Annotated in this window: 12 protein-coding genes; 6 read left to right on the forward strand and 6 right to left on the reverse strand. The window is 70.3% G+C overall.

What is annotated here, in order from left to right; genetic code table 11:
* Positions 1 to 95: 95 nt before the first annotated feature.
* Positions 96 to 2,450 carry an arylsulfatase gene (locus CBM981_RS14920; RefSeq protein WP_087069036.1) on the reverse strand — a complete coding sequence of 785 codons (2,355 nt, stop codon included), beginning with the start codon at positions 2,448 to 2,450 and terminating at the stop codon, positions 96 to 98.
* Positions 2,451 to 2,678: 228 nt separating this feature from the next.
* On the opposite strand from CBM981_RS14920, the gene CBM981_RS14925 reads away from it, so the two are divergent.
* Positions 2,679 to 3,830 (forward strand): DUF2157 domain-containing protein, encoded by a 1,152-nt coding sequence (locus CBM981_RS14925; protein WP_087069037.1) that lies wholly within the window; start codon positions 2,679 to 2,681, stop codon positions 3,828 to 3,830.
* Positions 3,827 to 4,354 carry a hypothetical protein gene (locus CBM981_RS14930; protein WP_087069038.1) on the forward strand — a complete coding sequence of 176 codons (528 nt, stop codon included), beginning with the start codon at positions 3,827 to 3,829 and terminating at the stop codon, positions 4,352 to 4,354. Before CBM981_RS14925 ends, CBM981_RS14930 begins: the two co-directional genes overlap by 4 nt.
* A 4-nt stretch (positions 4,355 to 4,358) precedes the next feature.
* Here CBM981_RS14930 and CBM981_RS14935 read toward each other — a convergent pair whose 3' ends face one another.
* Together CBM981_RS14935 and CBM981_RS14940 are read right to left on the reverse strand one after the other, a co-directional pair.
* The gene (locus tag CBM981_RS14935) at positions 4,359 to 5,003 is read right to left on the reverse strand and encodes a 2OG-Fe(II) oxygenase (RefSeq protein WP_087069039.1); all 645 of its coding nucleotides are present in this window, start codon (positions 5,001 to 5,003) and stop codon (positions 4,359 to 4,361) included.
* Positions 5,000 to 5,479, reverse strand: coding sequence for a protein phosphatase (locus CBM981_RS14940; RefSeq protein ID WP_157665492.1), 480 nt, complete (start codon positions 5,477 to 5,479; stop codon positions 5,000 to 5,002). Before CBM981_RS14940 ends, CBM981_RS14935 begins: the two co-directional genes overlap by 4 nt.
* A gap of 74 nt (positions 5,480 to 5,553) precedes the next feature.
* On the opposite strand from CBM981_RS14940, the gene CBM981_RS14945 reads away from it, so the two are divergent.
* From CBM981_RS14945 to CBM981_RS14955, 3 genes are read left to right on the forward strand one after another with little or no spacing between them, the layout of a single operon-like run.
* Positions 5,554 to 5,808 carry a hypothetical protein gene (locus tag CBM981_RS14945; protein ID WP_087069041.1) on the forward strand — a complete coding sequence of 85 codons (255 nt, stop codon included), beginning with the start codon at positions 5,554 to 5,556 and terminating at the stop codon, positions 5,806 to 5,808.
* Between the two features lie 10 nt (positions 5,809 to 5,818).
* On the forward strand, positions 5,819 to 7,219 hold the full coding sequence (locus CBM981_RS14950) for an extracellular solute-binding protein (protein WP_087069042.1): 1,401 nt from the start codon (positions 5,819 to 5,821) through the stop codon (positions 7,217 to 7,219).
* Entirely contained in the window at positions 7,212 to 8,453 is a 1,242-nt protein-coding gene (locus CBM981_RS14955) for a mechanosensitive ion channel family protein (protein ID WP_087069043.1), read from the forward strand. The genes CBM981_RS14950 and CBM981_RS14955 overlap by 8 nt, the downstream gene beginning before the upstream one ends.
* Here CBM981_RS14955 and CBM981_RS14960 read toward each other — a convergent pair.
* Entirely contained in the window at positions 8,435 to 9,346 is a 912-nt protein-coding gene (locus CBM981_RS14960; RefSeq protein ID WP_087069044.1) for an SGNH/GDSL hydrolase family protein, read from the reverse strand. The two genes, CBM981_RS14955 and CBM981_RS14960, sit on opposite strands and share 19 nt — an antisense overlap.
* 169 nt (positions 9,347 to 9,515) lie before the next feature.
* Here CBM981_RS14960 and CBM981_RS14965 point away from each other — a divergent pair, with 169 nt between their 5' ends.
* Positions 9,516 to 12,266: an HAD-IC family P-type ATPase gene (locus tag CBM981_RS14965; protein ID WP_369801645.1), complete on the forward strand. Its 2,751-nt coding sequence runs from the start codon at positions 9,516 to 9,518 to the stop codon at positions 12,264 to 12,266.
* A 60-nt stretch (positions 12,267 to 12,326) separates the two neighbouring features.
* Here the strand turns inward: CBM981_RS14965 and CBM981_RS14970 are convergent, their stop codons facing one another.
* Both CBM981_RS14970 and CBM981_RS14975 read right to left on the reverse strand, forming a co-directional pair.
* Entirely contained in the window at positions 12,327 to 13,172 is an 846-nt protein-coding gene (locus CBM981_RS14970) for a nitrate ABC transporter ATP-binding protein (protein ID WP_087069045.1), read from the reverse strand.
* A 71-nt stretch (positions 13,173 to 13,243) separates the two neighbouring features.
* The gene (locus CBM981_RS14975; protein WP_087069046.1) at positions 13,244 to 15,259 is read right to left on the reverse strand and encodes a nitrate ABC transporter ATP-binding protein; all 2,016 of its coding nucleotides are present in this window, start codon (positions 15,257 to 15,259) and stop codon (positions 13,244 to 13,246) included.
* Positions 15,260 to 15,272: the final 13 nt, after the last annotated feature.

A 15,272-nucleotide genomic window follows, 5' to 3' on the forward strand; every position in this document is an offset into this window, starting at 1 on the left:
TGCCGCTCGGGTGCAGCCCCTCTGGCCTGAGCATCACCATCCCCGCTGCCGCCGGGTCAGGCAGTGCAACGAAACGTTGGGCTGCCCTCCATCGCCTACTGCCGCGCCAGGATCATCCGCATCTGGTCCGCCAGACTCTCCAGCGGTTCGCCGGACACATCCACCAGGGCCCGCTTCACCACGCCGGCATAGGCGAAGGGAGGCTGGTAGTCCGGCATGGTGGGGGATCCCGGATCGGCACCCACCGCCACGCCGGCCGCCAGGCCGAGGCTGAGGGGAATGGTGACGGGAAGATCGCCCTCGCCCACCGGCTGGCCATCCACGAACAGGGCGATGTGGGCCGGCGTGCCCTTGCCGTTGGCGATGTCGGCAGGCCCCGTGGGGGTGAACTCCACGCTGAGGATGTGATGGCCGCTGGGGATCGGCGAGGCCGCCGTGATCCGGCTGTGGGTGTCGGCCACGTAGTTGTAGCCGTAGGTGAGCGTGCCGTTCTGCACGTAGAAGGCGAAGCCGCCGTCGTTGCCGCCCATGCTGAACAGCACGCCATCGGCGCCCTCTTCCGGCACGGTCACCTCCACGGAGATGGAATGGGGCCGGTTGAGCACGCGGGGGGCCGCATTGCCCGGCACCACCTGGGTGCCGGGGTAATAGATGTAGCGCTGCCGGTCCGCGGCGATCTGGGGCCGCTCGATCGCGAAGCGCTGGGTGCCGCGGCTGTCGATCGGCAGCACGTTGTACTTGCCCGCCTCCACGTACCACATGCCGATCATGGCGATCAGCCGGTCGCGCTCGGTGGCCGCCAGGTTGTTGGTTTCGGCGAAATCCTCCTCGAGGTTGTAGAGCTCCCAGCCGTGGGCATCCAGCTGGATCAGCTGGTCGTAGCTGATCGGATCACCGAAGCGGCGCCCCGATTCCACAAACGAGGTGCCCGGCCAGGGGCACACCGCCCGCCAGCCCTCGTGGTAGAGCGAGCGATGGCCGAACATCTCGAAGTACTGGGTGCGGTGCAGGCTCGGCGCTCCTGCATCGTTGAAGCAGGAGGCCAGGCTGAAGCCTTCGATCGGGCTCTGGGTCACGCCCCGGATCGTGGTGGGCGGCTCGAAGCCGAGGGCCTCGAGCACCGTGGGCAGCATGTCGATGGCGTGGGCGTACTGGCTGCGGATCTCGCCCCTGGCAGTGATGCCCTTCGGCCAGCTCACGATGAAGGGATCGCTGGTGCCGCCCCGGTAGGTCTCGCGCTTCCAGCGGCGGAAGGGGGTGTTGCCGGCGTGGGTCCAGCCCCAGGGGTAGTGGTTGAAATACTTCGGGCCGCCGATGTCATCGATGGCGGCCAGATTCTGCTCCAGGCTGTCGGGAACGTTGTTGAAGAACTTGCCCTCGTTCACCGAGCCGGTGGGCCCGCCCTCGGAGCTGGCGCCGTTGTCGGAGATCAGCATGATCAGGGTGTTGTCGTAGTCCCCCAGTTCCTTGAGGAACTTGATCAGCTCACCGATGTAATGGTCGGTGTGCTCGAGGAAGCCGGCGAACACCTCCATCATGCGGGCGTAGAGGCGCTGCTCCTCCGCCGAGAGGCTGTCCCAGTCCGGCACGTCGGGATCGTGGCGGGAGAGCACCGTGTCGGGCGGAATGAGGCCCAGCTCCTTCTGGCGGGCGAACACCTTCTGGCGGTAGGCCTCCCAGCCGTCATCGAATTGCCCCTTGTATCGATCGGCCCACTCCTTCGGCACGTGGTGCGGTGCATGCATGGCCCCGGGGGCGAAGTAGAGGAAGAAGGGCTTGTTGGGGGCCACCTGCTTGGCATCGGCGATCATCGCCTTGGCCTGCGTCACCAGATCCGGGGTGAGGTGGTACCCCTGCTCGGGGGTGGCGGGGGGCTCCACCTGGGTGTTGTCGCGCACCAGCTCGGGGTAGTACTGGTGGGTGTCGCCCCCCAGGAAGCCGTAGAAGCGCTCGAAGCCCCGGCCGAGGGGCCAGCGGTCGTAGGGGCCTGCCGCCGAGGTGGCTTCCGCCGGTGTGAGGTGCCACTTGCCCACCGCGTAGGTGTTGTAGCCCTTCTGCAGCAGGATTTCCGAGAGGTAGCCGTTCTCGAAGGGGATGTAGCCGTTGGAGCCGGGGTAGCCCATCGACCCTTCGGTGATGCAGGCCAGCCCGTTGGAATGGTGGTTGCGGCCGTTGATGATGCAGGAGCGCGACGGCGAGCACAGGGCCGTGGTGTGCATGTTGCTGAAGCGCAGCCCCTCGGCCGCCAGGGCATCGATGTGGGGAGTGGCGATCGGGCTGCCGTAGCAGCCGAGCTGCCCGTAGCCCAGGTCGTCCATCACGATGAACAGCACGTTGGGGCTGCCCTCCGGGGCCCGGATCGGCTCGGGCCAGGCCGGGGTGGACACATCCGCCGTGCGGCCGATCACGCCGGGGAAGGCCGTACCGGGCCGGTATTCGTTGGACGGCATCGATCAGAGCTCTGCAGTACCCGCAACGTATGCAGAGCCTCCCGTTGGGGGTGACGGCTTTGAACAATCCATACATCGCCCCAGCGGGGAATCCTCCGGCGGGGCGGCCTCCGTCTGCGATCCGAGGCGGCTGATCGTCTTCCAGCCAGGCTGCCAACCTGCCTGCCTGCCGGCTGCGGTGCGTTCGCGCAGCCCTGGCTACGGTCGCGATGGATCCCGAAACGGGTCATGGCCAGGTCCTGGAGCCAGCAACTGGAGCGTTGGCAGGCGGCCGGGCTGATCGATGACGACACGGCCGAGCGGATCCGCGGCTGGGAAGCCCGCCACCTCGCACCGTCCGCCCCGTCGCTGAGGATTCCCACGCTGGTGGCGGTGTCCCTGGGCGGGGTGCTGCTGGCGGCCGGGGTTCTGCTGCTGGTGTCCACCCATTGGGAGGCCCTCTCCCCCGGGCAGCAGTACGGCCTGCTGCTGTTTCTTCTGCTGGCTCTGCACGGACTCGGCGCCGGGCTGGGCACCCGCCTGCCCGCCCTCGCCCTGGCGCTCCATGGGGTGGGGAGCGTGGCGTTCGGGGCTGGCCTCTATCTGAGCGGACAGATCTTCCATCTCGAGGCCCGGTGGCCGTTTGGCCTGCTGCTCTGGGCCTTGGGGGCCGGACTGGGATGGTGGCTGCTGCGCCAGTGGCCCCAGCTGGCCCTGCTGGCCCCGGCCTGGCTGGCGGGCGAATGGCTGCTCCGGTGCGAGGAGGCCGCGGCCCTCCAGTGCCGCGGGGAGGGGGTTCTGCCCCTGGCCGCGGGCCTGCTGCTCACCAGCCTCGCCTATCTGGGCGCCGCCAGCGGCCCCGGGCCCTGTGCTCCCACCCGGCGGGTGCTGCTGTGGGTCGGAGGGCTGGCGCTGCCGGCCGCGGCCCTGTTCTGGCAGCTGACCCTGCTCGATCGCACCACCTACGGCGCCCGCCTGCCGGGCCCTGTGCTGGCGCTCGGCTGGCTGGGCGCCTTGATGCTGCCGCTGCTCGCGGCCTGGAGCTGGCGGCGGCAGAGCGTGTGGCACCTGGCCGTGGCGGTGGGGTGGATCCTGATGGGGCTCGCCCTCTCCCCAGCGGGCAGCTGGAGGATGGGGTGGATCCAGTACCCCTGGTGGCTCGTCGGCGGGATGCTCCTGGTGGGCTGGGGGGTGGTTGAGGGACGCACCGAGAGGATCAATTTCGGCGCCGCCCTGGTGGCCATCACGGTGCTGGCCTTCTACGTGTCGAACGTGATGGGCAACCTGGAGCGCTCGGCCAGCCTTGTGGGCCTGGGGGTGCTGTTCCTGGGCGGCGGCGGGGCGCTGGAGCTGTGGCGGCGGCGCCTGCTGGCATCGATGCGCGGGAGGCAGCAGCCATGAACCGTCAGGGCACCCTGGGGCGTGGACTGACGCTGGGGCTCCTGCAGGCCGCCATGCTGCTCGGCCTGGGGGGGCAGCTGCTGCTGGATCGGGCCCTGCGGCCGCGGGGCTGGGCACGGACCCAGCCCGTCGACCCCTACCTGCCGATCCGGGGGCGCTATGTGGCCCTGCACCTGATGGTGCGGCTGGAGGGGGAGCGTGCCCCGCTGGACCCCTCCAGCCGCGGCGGCAGCCGGAGCTGGGTGAGTCTTCACAGCCGCGGGGGGGAGGTGCTGGCGCGCCCGGTGCCGCAGGGAACGGCCGGCGCCCTGCCCGCCAGAGGCGCCTCTCCGGCCGGATGGGTGCGGCTGGAGCCACCGGTGGCCTTCTTCATTCCTCCGGCGGGCCCCGATCCCTCGCGTGGGCCGCTGCGGGGATCGATGTGGGTGGAGGTGACGCTTCCGGATCAGGGCAGGCCGCGGCCCATCCGGCTGGGCGTGAGCGACGGCGAGCTGTTTCCCCCACGCCCCCTGCCCCTGGGCTGAGGCCTCAGCCCGCGGCCAGCCGCTGCAGGTAGTCCTCCAGCCGGCCGGCGTTGATCCAGCCCGTGGCGATGGTCTTGGTGTGGGCGTGGCTCACCCGGCCCCGGTGAATGTGGGACACCCCCGCAGGGAAGATCAGCAGCTTGCCCCGCTCGGCCTCCTCGTGGTGGCCCTGCCAGTGGAACTCGGTGCCGCCCTCGGGCAGGGAGTTGGCGTAGAGGATCCAGGCCAGCACCCGGGCGTGGGGTTCGGTGGCCTCGTCGCTGAGGGTCCAGTCGCAGTGCCAGGCATGGAAGCCCTCGCCGGGCGCGTAGCGCTGCAGGTTGAAGATCGGGTTCACGAACAGGCTCTGCTGGGGACAGCACTGGCCCAGGAGAGGCCGCTCCCTGAGGTACTGGGCCAGGCCCGCCTGCACCCCCCGCAGGATCACCTCCGCCAGGGCGAAGGCCTCCGGATCGCTGCGGTCGATCGCCACCAGGCTGATGTCGGTGGACACCTTGGCGGGGGGCGCGGAGGCAGCGGGCGCCCCGCCGGCTTCAGGCCCGAAGGCCACCCCCGGGCGCTGCAGGTCGGTGCGGCGCTCGAAGAAGGCCACCACCGCATCGGCCACCGCTGCGTAACCGGCGTTGCGGTAGCTGGCGATCAGGGTCATGGCTGGGCGTTGTCGGCTGGGGGCGGGGGGGGCTGGGCCCAGGGCATCGCCACCGCCGCCTCGAGGCAGCGCCAGCGGGCACGGTCGCTGCTCAGCATCGCGCCCAGCCCCACCCGCTCCACCGCCGCGGCCGCCCGCTCCAGGCTGAGGGGCTCCCCGCCCGACGCCAGCGGCAGCACCAGCGCCTGGGCCTCGGCCGGATCGGCCAGCACCTGCAGATCCAGATCGGTCAGTTCCCGCGCGAAGTACACCCGCCGCAACCGGGCCCGCAGGGCCGGACCCAGGGCCGCGGCGAAGGTCTCGAGGCTGGCCTGGTCGCCGGAGCAGCCGCAGTTGAGGGCCAGCCAGATCAGCAGCTTGGCCCAGCCCTCGGCGCTCCAGAGCGGCTGAAAGCTCTCGCGGTGCTGCCGCACCAGCTCGGTGATGGCGAAGTCGAACAGCGTGCCCTGCAGGGAAACGGCGGTCGGGTCGGTCACGGAGGGCGCCGGCATCTGCACATCCATCCTCGCCAGTGGGCAAACTGCAGAGGCAACGTCCCTGGAGACGCCCGATGGCCCTGGATCTCAATGACCCGGAGCTCGAGTTCGCCGATCTGGTCACCGCTTACCAGAGCTGGGTGATGGCCGTGATCAACGACGAGAAGCTGGGCGGTGAACCCCTGCTCACCGACGAGATCGCCGACGACGCGATCAACGCCATGCGCTTCCTGCCGGATGTCGTGACCAGCGCCATCGAGACCACCCTGGCCCGCGTCTACGACGTGGACCCCGAAGAGCTCGACGGCCTGCTCTACCCGGAGGACTGAGGCCCAACCTGTGGCCACCCCGCCAGCCCCGCGTCCCGGGCCCGACTCCAGCCCCACCCCCTGCCACACCCCCAGCCGCACCCCCCGCTGCTGCGGTCTCGGCCGCAGTCGCCGGCAGGGATCCCTGGGTCTGCTGGCCGCGGGCCTGATCCTGCCCACGCTGCTGGCGGGCTGCCGTGGGGGCCACCGTTGGCCCGGGGCGGAGTTGCTGCCCCAGGGCCGGCTGACCACCACGCTCTACATCGCCATCGGTCTGGAGAAGGCTCCCGACCGCAGCACGGATCTGGAGAGCCAGAAGCGGCTGCGCGAGCAGTTTCTCCAACTGCAGCAGGCCTTCCAGGACGTACGCCCTGGCGTGCGGCTGGAGGTGCTCGTCTTCGACAACGAGCACGTGCTCAAGGAGGTGCTGCGCCGCACCCACAGCGGCCTGGGGCCCGACCTGGTGCTGGTGGATGGGCTCACCGCCGAGCGGCTCCACGCCCAGCAGCTGCTCGCGCCGATTGCCCTGCCGAACCCGGCCAGCGCCCTGCTGCGTCCGGAGCTGATCCCCTACGTGCAGGCGGCGCCGAACCAGTGGTTCGCCCTGCCGGTGGGCCTGGAGCCCCAGCTGGCCTGCTTCGATCGGCGCCGCTTCGACGCCGCACCGACCACCCTGGCCGGACTGCTGGAGGCCAGCAGCCAGGGGCGGCGCATCGGCCTGGGCCTCGATCTGGCCAGCCTGGGCTGGACGATGGGCAGCCTCGGAGCCCTCGAGAGCATCGCGGCGGTGAGCCGGGGCGAGGCGGCGACCCCTGAGCGGGAGCAGGCGATCCGCGGCTGGCTCGACTGGCTGCGCAACGCCGACCTGCAGCTGCGGATCCGCTTCCTCCCCTCCCAGGGACAGCTGGTGCAGGGGCTGCGCACCGGCCGCTTCGACTGGATCAGCTGCCGCAGCCAGGACGTGGCGCTGCTGCGGGCCGAGCTGGGCCGCCACCTGGGTCTGGCACCCCTGCCGGCGGGACCGGGCGGCGCCGCCAGCCCGATCTCCACCGTGCGGGTGTGGGGCTTCGGTCGCAATTCCAGCAGCCGGCAGCGGGCCGCCGCCCGGGCGCTGGCGCGGTTCACCCTCAATCCACCGGTGCAGCGGGGCTTCACCATCCAGACCGAGGGCCTGCTGCCCGTGATCCGCTCCGCCAGCCTGCCCGTGGCCAGCTCCGCCAATCTGGCCGCCCTGCTGGCGGCGCAGCAGCAGGCCGAGGCTGCCCAGCTCCACACCGAGCCACTGATTGCCCTGCGGGGCAGGAAGCAGGCCCTCAACCGGATCCTCACCCTGTTCCTCTATGGCGAACTCGACAGCGGGGAAGCCACGCGGGCGCTGATCCGGGCCCTGCACAAGGCCGGCCCCCCGGCGGGAGATCCCCCCCATGAATGACCTGCTGCTGGAAACCTCCGGCTGGCTGGGGTATCTGGAGCGCCCTGCCGTGCTCTTCCAGCTGCTCGTCACGGGCCTGGCGGTGGGCGTGTACGTCTGGTTCAACCGCCGCAGGAAAGTGTCCCTGGAGCGGCAGATCCAGCGCCGCTGGGTGCTGCTGGGCAGCCTGGCGCTGTACGCCGCGCTGCTGGCCGCTCTGGCCTGGCCCCACCGCCTCGTGGTGGTGGTGCTGCTGCTCACCGCAGGCTGGTTCGGCCTCTCGGCGCTGCGCCGCCGGCTGGCCTGCTGGATCCCGGCCGAACAGCTGCAGCAGCTGGATACCGGCCTGCTGCGACCGCTCTATCTGTTGCTCGCCTTCCTGCTGCTGGTGCAGGAGGTGGATTCGCGCCGCAACCTGGCCCTGATCCCGATGGGCTCCTGGTTCGGCACCGAACTCACCGCCGGCCAGCTGTTCCAGGCCGTGCTGGTGCTCTACCTGCTGCTGATGGGCTCAGGGCCGCCCACCAAGGCCGTGGCCCGGCTGATCCAGCGCCTGATCGGGGTGAGTGACAGCGGCCGGAGGGCCCTGGCCCTGGTGCTGCAGTACGCGATCGTGGCGCTCGGTGTGCTCTGGACCCTGGATCAGGTGGGCTTCAACCGCACCGCCCTCGTGGCGGTGGCCGGGGGACTCTCCGTGGGACTGGGCTTCGGGGTGAAGGAGGTGTTCTCGAACTTCATCAGCGGCCTCTGGTTGCTGTTCGAGGGATCGGTGCGGCCGGGGGATGTGCTGTTCATTGACGGCGACCCGTGCGAGGTGCGCCGTCTGGGACTGCGGGCGGCCGTGCTCTGGCGCGACCGGGACAATGCCGAGCTGGTGATCCCCAACCAGACGTTCTTCACCACGCCCACGATCACCTACACCGGCACCGACCGGCTGCGGCGCGGCCAAGTGCTGGTGGGGGCGGCCTACCAGCACGATCCCGCCGTGGTGATCGCGCTGCTGGAGCGCACAGGCGCGGCGGTGCCGGGGGTGCTGGCCAGCCCAGCGCCGAAGGGTCTGGTGATGGGCTACGGCGACTCCTCGATCCAGTACGCCCTGCGGTTCTGGATCAGCGATCCCCTGCAGAACATCTCGATCAGCAGTGCCGTGAACACCGCCGTGTGGCAGGCCTTCCGCAGCGAGGGGATCGCCATTCCCTTCCCCCAGATGGTGCTGCACCAGGCCCCGGGGGCCGATCAGGCGGAAAATCCGTAGCTGCTCAGCTCAGCCGACGCTGCGATGCGGCTCACCACGGCATCGGCCAGCCGGGCACTGGCGCGGGAGGTCGGATGGACGTCGTCGAGGAAGCGGGGCGAGGCGACGCTGTTCCACACCTGGAATCCATCCACAGCGACCACGTCGTCATCGACCGCGGCGTTGTTGTAGAGGAGGTCGAGCCGGCCGTTCACCCGCCTGGCCGTGCCATCGACGAACCGGCGCAGCCTCCGGCCCAGGGTGCTGCCCAGGGCAGCGGCCTTGCCCCGCACGAAGGGGGTGCGGCTCAGGGGTGCGATGCCCACGATCACGGTCTCCTCGATCCCCTGGCCCGTGAGGATGTCCACGGACTGCTCGATGTTGGCCGCGATCCGGCCGGCCAGGCGGTTGCGCAGGCGTCGGTCGTCCGCCCTGCTGCGGCTGCGCAGCACCCGCAGCAGGCGGCGCGGGCGGGCCACCTGATCGATGATGTCGTTGCTGCCGGCCACGATCAGGGCATCGCGATCGCGCCGGAGCGGGGCGGACTCGGCAAAGGCCTGCACCTGCGACCGCAGGCCGAGGGGGAAGCCGGCGATGCCGGCCCGGCGGGATCCCCGGAGGCCGGAGGTCGCCCCCGCATAGGCATAATTCCAGAGCTGGGCGCTCGGATTCACTCCACCGGTGAGCAGCTTGAGCGGCAGGCTCACCAGGTTGAGCCGTTCCTGGGAGCTGATCCGGGCTCCGAGCCGCTGGGCGATGTGTTCCGCCAGCACCGGGCCGTCCGAGGCCTTCACGTTGCCTCCCCCGGCGTACCGGGGCCCGGCGAAGGGGTTCTCGCCCACCAGGCTGGCCAGGGCGGCGATGTTGCCCGAGTCCACCAGGCTGTCGCCGAACAGTGCCAGGGAGGTGGTCATCGGTGCACGGCGTACGACAGCTGCACCAGCTTCACCAGCGGCACCAGCGGCAGAACCTGGGGCATGAACTCCCCTGCGTGAGCAGATCCCATCATGGCCCCGCCGGTGACCGCTGACGGCGGGAACGACCGGAAGCCTCCACACTGGTGGGGGTCGCCCTGGATGTCCCGTGCCGAAGGTTCCCCTGCCGGCAGCGCCACCCGGGGGTGTCGATCCGTCGGCCGCCGCGGACCTCGAACAGGCCCACGCCACCGCCACGCCCGCGCTGGTGGAAGCACTGGCGAGCGATCCGGAGCGGGGGCTGAGCGGCGACGAGGCACAGCACCGGCTGCGGGCCTGGGGCCCCAACCAGCTGCACGAACGCCAGGCCAGGCCGGCCTGGCTCCGCTTCCTCGGCCAGTTCAACGATCCCCTGCTCTACACGCTGCTCACGGTGGGCGGGGTGAAGCTGCTGCTGGGGGAACCCAGCGAGGCCTGGGTGATCTGGAGCGTCACGGTGATCAACGCGGTGATCGGCTACGTGCAGGAGAACAAGGCCGAAACCGCCATCGCCACCCTGGCCCGCTCGGTGCGCACCCAGGTGGAGGTGGTGCGGGACGGCCGGCGCCAGCGCCTCGCCTCGGAACAGCTGGTGCCCGGCGATGTGGTGCAGCTCGAGGCCGGCAACAAGGTGCCGGCCGACCTGCGGCTGCTGGCGGCGCGCGAGCTGCGGGTGGATGAATCGGGCCTCACCGGCGAATCCCTGCCGGTGTTCAAGACCACCGAGCCCGTGGCGCCCGACACCCCACTGGCGGATCGCCATGGCATGGCCTACGCCGGCAGCCTGGTCACCGGCGGGCAGGCCCTCGGCCTGGTGGTGGCCACGGGCAACGCCACCGAAGTGGGGCAGATCTCCCATTCCCTGGCGGAGCAGGTGAACCTGAGCACGCCCCTCACCCGCAAGTTCGAGGGGTTCACCCACACGCTGCTGCAGCTGGTGCTGGCCCTGGCCGGGCTCACCTTCCTGGTGGGGGTGGCCCGCGGGAGGACGGCCACGGAGATGTTCGATGGGGCTGTGGCCCTGGCCGTGGGGGCCATCCCGGAGGAACTGCCCGCGATCGTCACGGTGATCCTGGCCATCGGAGTGAACCGCATGGCCCGCCGCAACGCGATCATCCGCAAGCTGCCCGCCGTGGAGGCCCTCGGCAGCACCACCGTGATCTGCTCCGACAAGACCGGCACCCTCACCCAGAACCGGATGACGGTGATGGAGATCTATGCCGGCGGCGAGCGCTGGAACCTGGGCCAGCTCTGGCCGGCCAGCGAGCTGGAGCAGAGCAGCGGCCCACCCCTGCCGGGCGTCGAGCCCGCCGCCCGGGACCCACTCAGCCGCAACCTGGCCCTGCGGGAAACCCTGCTGGCCGGTCTGCTCTGCAACGACGCCCGCCCCAGCCGTCAGCAGGGTCTGGTGGGCGACCCCACCGAGACGGCCCTGCTGCAGGCCGCCGCCACCGCAGGGCTCGATCGGCAGCAGGCGCTGGACCGCCATCCCCGCCGCGATGCGATTCCCTTCGCCTCGGAGCAGCAGTTCATGGCCACGCTGCACGGCGATCAGCGCATCCTGCTCAAGGGGTCGGTGGAGGCGGTGCTGAGCCGCTGCCGCGCCCAGCTGGCGGCGGACGGCCGCGAGGAACCGTTCGATTCGGCGGCCATCACCGCTGCGGTGAGCGCCATGGCCAGCCAGGGGCAGCGGGTGCTGGCCTTCGCCGTGGGCCAGGCCGAACCGCGCCAGCGGCAGCTGGCCCATGAGCACCTCAGCGGCAGCCTGGTGTTCCTTGGCCTGCAGGGGATGCTGGATCCACCCCGGCCGGAGGCCCTGGCGGCCGTGCGGGCCTGCCAGAGGGCCGGCATCACCGTGAAGATGATCACCGGCGACCACCGCGACACCGCCCGCTGGGTGGCCACCGAACTGGGGCTGGGCCGTGGCGGCACCGTGCAGGCCGTGGAGGGCCGGGACCTGGAGGGCTGCCCGGCCGGGGAGCTGCAGGAGCTGGCCGCACGCACGGATGTCTTCGCCCGGGTGGCGCCGGCCCAGAAGCTGGCCCTGGTGCAGGCCCTGCAGGCCCGCGGCGCCGTGGTGGCGATGACCGGCGATGGCGTCAACGACGCCCCCGCCCTGAAGCAGGCGGACATCGGCATCGCCATGGGCCGCGGCGGCACGGAGGTTGCCCGGGAAGCGGCCGACATGCTGCTCACGGACGACAACTTCGCCACGATCGAAGCGGCGGTGGAGGAGGGCCGCTCGGTGTACCTCAACCTGCGCAAGACCCTGGCCTTCGTGCTGCCGGTGAACGGCGGGGCCTCGGGCACGATCCTGCTCGGCGCTCTGCTGGGGCTGGAGCTGCCGGTCACCGCGCTGCAGGTGCTGTGGCTGAACATGGTGTGCTCCCTCAGCCTCTCGGTGCCGCTCGCCTTCGAGCCGCAGCCCCCCCGGCTGATGGAGCAGCCGCCCAGGCCGCCGGACCAGCCCCTGCTCAACGGCCCCCTGGTGCGGCGGGTGCTGATGGTGTCCGCCTTCTACTGGATGCTGATCTTCGGGGTGTTTCTGGGGGTTGCGGCGTGGGGCGGCGAGCTCCAGCTGGCCCGCACCATGGCCATCCAGGCCCTGGTGCTGGCGCAGGTGGTGTACCTGCTGAGCCTGAGCCAGGCGAGCAAGGCGGGCTGGCGGCAGTGGAAGCGCATGCCGATGCTGCTGGGGGGCATCAGCCTGGCCCTGCTGCTGCAGGTGCTGTTCAGCCAGGTGGCCTGGATGAACCGCTTCTTCGCCACCGCGGCGCTGAGCGGCTCGCAATGGCTGCTGTGTGCCCTGGCCATGCTGGCCATGCTGCCGGTGGCCTGGCTCGGTGATCGGCTGGATCCCATGGCAGGCCAGCGCCTCTGAGGTCGCCCATCTCTGAGGCCCCCACCCTGGGTTGCCGACCTTGTGGGTGCCGATCCTGGCTCAGTCCGCCGTGTCGTCGTGGGCAAAACGGCTGTAGAGGAAATCCAGCGCCTGGTTGCGCAGGGCGTAGTAGTGGGGATCCTCCATCATCTCCTCCCGGTTGCGCGGCCTTGGGAAGTTGATCTCCATGATTTCGCCGATCTTCGCGGCCGGGCCGTTGGTCATCATCACCAGCCTGTCGGCCAGGAACAAGGCCTCGTCGATGTCATGGGTGATCATCAGCACCGTGCACTTCTGGGTGTTCCAGATGGTGAGCAGCTCCTCCTGCAGCTCCTCCTTGGTGATGGCATCGAGGGCCCCGAAGGGTTCATCGAGAATCAGCACCTCCGGGCGGATCGCCAGAGCGCGGGCAATCGCCACCCGCTGCTTCATGCCGCCCGAGAGCTGGAGGATCTTCTTCTCGGCGGCCTCGCTGAGGCCCACCATGGCCAGGTGTTCCCGCGTGATCTCCCGCTTCTCCTGCTCGGAGAGGTTGGGTTTGACGGAATCCACCGCCAGATACACATTCTCGTAGGCCGTGAACCAGGGCAGCAGGGCATAGCCCTGGAACACCACCATGCGATCGGGGCCGGGCCTGGTGATCCTGTTGCCATGCAGCACCACCTGGCCGCTGCTCGGGGTGGCGAACCCCGACACCATGTTGAGCAGAGTGGACTTGCCGCAGCCGGAGTGGCCGATCACGCACATGAACTCCCCCTCGTTGATGCCCAGCTCGATGCCATCGAGCACCGGATAGGGACCGTTGGGGGTGGGATACACCTTGCTGACGTTCTCGAAACGCAGGAAGGGCTCATGGGCCGGGGGAGCCGTCAGGCTCTCCGGAGCGGTTTGCAGCAGTGGGGACATGGGAAGACTCGCGGATGAACGGGGGGCAGGGCAGAACGCTGGGGCCGGATCGGACGGGGACGGGGCTGGCCTCAGCCGCGCCGGGGCGGGGCCAGCGGGATCTCAGCGATGCTGAAATCGCGTTTGATCGTCTGGGCGTTGAGGTAACCGATCGGGTCTTCGGCGTTGAAGGCCTGGCCATCGAAGAGCTCGATGCCCTGCCGCTGATAGCTGATCGCCTCGAGGCCGAGCTCCCGGGCGGCGGTGCTGAACACCCCCACCTGGCAGACGCGCTCGAGGATCTCCACCCAGTTGCGCGGCAGGGGGATTTCACCCCAGCGGGCCATCTGGGTCATCATCCAGAGGTGTTCGGTGCGGCTGGGGCGGTTCAGCCCCTCCCCGAAGAACAGGTGATGCGGCACGGCGCTCTCGCTCTCCGGTCCGCCCCGATCCCCATCGGCGCTGGCCTCGCTGAAGCGGATCATCTCCGGCTTGATGCCCAGGTAGCGGCGGTCGCTGAGCAGCTCGCTCAGCTCGGCCCAGTGGGCCGGATCGGCGCAGTAGCGGCAGGCCTCCAGCAACGCCTTGGTGAGGGCGATGTGGGTGTTGGGGTAGGCGATCGCCCAGTCTTCGCGCAGCCCCAGCACCTTGCCGGGATGGCCGGGCCAGATCGCCAGATCACCGGCCACCGCGATGCCGTGGCCGTCGCGGATGGCCCGGTCGAGCCAGGGGGCACCCACGCAGTAGCCGTCGATGCTGCCATCCTTGAGGTCGGCGAGCATCTGGGCCGGCGGCAGGGCCTGCAGGTGCACGTCCCTGTCGGGGTCGATGCCGTTGGCCGCCAGCCAGTAGCGCAGCAGCAGGTTGTGCATGGAGGCCTCGTGCACGATCCCCATCGTGTGGGGCTCACGCCCGTGGCTCCTGAGATAGGCGCGGTAGTCCTCCACGCTGCGCACCCCCTGCTCCGCCAGGCGGCGGCCCAGGGTGATGCCGTTGCCGTTGCGACTGAGGGTGAGCGGCGTCACGATCGGCAGGGGCGTGCCGCCATGGCCGCCGGCCGTCATCCAGGTGGGCATCCCGGCCGGCATCAGCGAGGCGTCGAGGGTGCCGTCCACCAGCCCGTCGACGATGCCGCGCCAGCTGGTTTCACGGATCAGGCTCACCGCATCGAGGCCGTGCTTGGCGAAGAGCCCGTGGGCTTCCGCCACCGCCAGGGGCGCACTGGCGGCCAGGGGCAGGAAACCCAGATCCAGGTTCACCTTCTCCAGCCCATGGCGCGCCACCACGGCATGGGGCCGGGAGCGCCACTGCTTCACCCGCTTCTGGCGGTTGAGGAAGTAGATGATCTCCGAGCGCAGGCTGTAGTAGCTGGGGTGGTGCACCACCTCCAGGCGGGCCCGGGGGCGGGGGATGTCCACCTCGAGGATGCCGCCGATGCTGGAGCCCGGGCCATTGGTGAGCATCACGATGCGGTCGGAGAGCAGCACCGCCTCGTCCACGTCGTGGGTCACCATCACGGCGGTGAGCTCGTGCTCGTTGCAGATCTGCATGAGCTTTTCCTGCAGATTGCCCCGGGTGAGAGCATCAAGCGCCCCGAAGGGTTCATCCAGCAGCAGCAGCTTGGGGCGGATCGCCAGGGCCCGGGCGATCGCCACCCGCTGGCGCATGCCGCCTGAGAGCTGCAGGGGCAGCTTGGCAGCAGCGGGGCCAAGGCCCACCATGTCGATGTGCTCTTGCACCAGGGCATCCCGCTCGTCGCGGGCGATCCTGCCCATCACCTCATCCACCGCCAGGGCGATGTTCTCCCGCACCGTGAGCCAGGGGAGCAGGGAATAGTTCTGGAACACCACCATCTTGTCGGGACCGGGGCGCTTGATGGCCTCGCCATCGAGCAGCACCGTGCCTTCGCTGGGCAGATCCAGGCCGGCGATCATGTTCAGCAGGGTGCTCTTGCCGCACCCGGAGTGGCCGATCAGGGAGATGAATTCGCCCTTGCGGATCTCCAGGTCGATGCTCCGCAGGGCCAGGTAGGTGCCGCCCCCCTGGAGGGCGAAGCTCTTGTCGATGGCACACACATCCACCAGGGATGGGGCTGGGGTCGTGGTCATGGGTGGGTGCTGG

Source organism: Cyanobium sp. NIES-981, from assembly GCF_900088535.1.
GTDB lineage: Bacteria > Cyanobacteriota > Cyanobacteriia > PCC-6307 > Cyanobiaceae > NIES-981.